This window comes from Vreelandella maris, from assembly GCF_013371085.1.
In the GTDB taxonomy this organism is placed as follows: domain Bacteria; phylum Pseudomonadota; class Gammaproteobacteria; order Pseudomonadales; family Halomonadaceae; genus Vreelandella; species Vreelandella maris.
In genome coordinates this window covers 1-1686 of record NZ_JABWCV010000071.1, presented here as the reverse complement: position 1 = coordinate 1686, position 1686 = coordinate 1, and the positions used below count along the sequence as shown (strand labels likewise).

Annotated in this window: 1 protein-coding gene; it reads left to right on the top strand. The window is 62.5% G+C overall.

Annotation, left to right across the window (positions count from 1 at the left end):
* The first annotated feature begins 93 nt into the window (after positions 1-93).
* Positions 94-1455: an IS1380 family transposase gene (locus HUO07_RS21470; RefSeq protein ID WP_045812073.1), complete on the top strand. Its 1362-nt coding sequence runs from the start codon at positions 94-96 to the stop codon at positions 1453-1455.
* The last annotated feature ends 231 nt before the right edge of the window (positions 1456-1686 follow it).

Genomic DNA, 1686 nt, shown 5'->3' with positions numbered 1-1686 from the left:
TCCTGAATCCGTGAGACCGGCCCCCAGGAATGCTTCTAACCTACTGAACTGCATGGCAATATAGCGAATATCGCCATTCACCCAGACAGTGCCATGCCCAACGTCAAGTTCCGCGCCAGTCGCCGCACCCTCACCAGCCACGCCGGGCTGTCCATCATCGGGCAATGCTTCGAGATCGCTGGCGTCGACAGCATCGACAGCCGCTTCCCCACCACGCTGGGCATGCGCACCAGTGACGTGATCAAGAGCTACCTGGGCCTGCTGTGTCTGGGCATGAGCGACTATGACGCTGTCGAGAACTTCCGCCGCGACAAGCCCTTCCAACAACTGCTGACCCTGCAGAAGGTGCCGAGCGCGGCGACGCTGCGACAGCGGCTGGAGAAACTTGCCGCCAACGACCTGCAGGCGCGCACCGCCACCTGGTCCACGACCCTGCTGTCACTGATCGAAGCACCGATCACCGCCGAGACGACGCACGTCTGCCTGGACATCGACACCTTCGTCATGGACAACAGCAACTCGAAGAAGGAAGGCGTCTCGCGGACCTACCAGAAGGTCGATGGCTACACACCGATCGCCGCCTATCTGGGCAACGAAGGGTGGTGCCTGGGTCTGGAACTGCGGCCTGGCAAGCAGCACACCATGAAGGAGAGCAACGCCTTCCTGGAGCGGGTGCTGCCTCGCACCCAAGGCCTGACCAAGCAACCGATCCTGTTACGCGAGGACAGCGGCTTCGACAGCCAGGCGCACCTGGCGCTTCTCGAACAGCAGCGCCAGGTCTTTGCCGACGAGGGGCGCCGGCTCGACTATGTCGTCAAATGGAACCCGCGCGGCTCGGCCACGGCTGATCGAGATACCTGGCTGGCGGTGGCGGCGGACTACTGGGAAGAGCTGCGTCCTGGCAAGCGCCAGGCGCTGTGGCTGCAGACCGTCTCGATCCACGACGACAACAAGACCGAATACGTCGTCCAACGCGTGATGCGCCTGGTAGAGCGCACCGCCGATCGCGATGGCCAGTTGCTGCTCGAACCGGACTATGAGTTGGAAGGCTGGTGGACCAGCCTGGACGAGGCGCCGGAGGCGGTGATCAAGCGCTACCAGGCGCATGCCACCCATGAGCAGTTTCACAGCGAGATCAAGACCGATCTCGACCTGGAGCGCTTGCCGTCCGGCAAGTTCGCCACCAACGATCTGATCCTGCATCTCGCCCAGTTGGCCTACAACATCCTGCGCCTGATGGGACAGCTGGGCATGACCGGCGAGCTGAGCCCGGTTCGCCACCCGGCCAAGCGGCGCCGGCTGCGCACCGTGCTACAAGAGCTGGTGCACCGTGCGGCTCTCGTGATTCACAAGGCACGGCAGATCATCCTCGACTTCGGGCAGGATATCGGGCGCATGACGGTGCTCAAGACGCTGCGGAGCCGACTGCGTTATCCACGAGGAACGCCATGCTGACCGTCAATCGGCGACACTCTATCCACAAGCAGTTCCAAGCGACACGCGATCGCCAGATATGTCGTGCCTGGCGGGTGGAAAGGCATGACAAAACGGGCCGTCAGCACCGATCAGCACGGTGGGTTTTGGCAATAACGGGCTTGCGAAAGCCAACTTGCACGGGGCGAATGATCAAAAAGTGCTCGCTGGCGGTGATAGGGAAAGTGTCGGCGCCGGCTTCACGGATTCAGG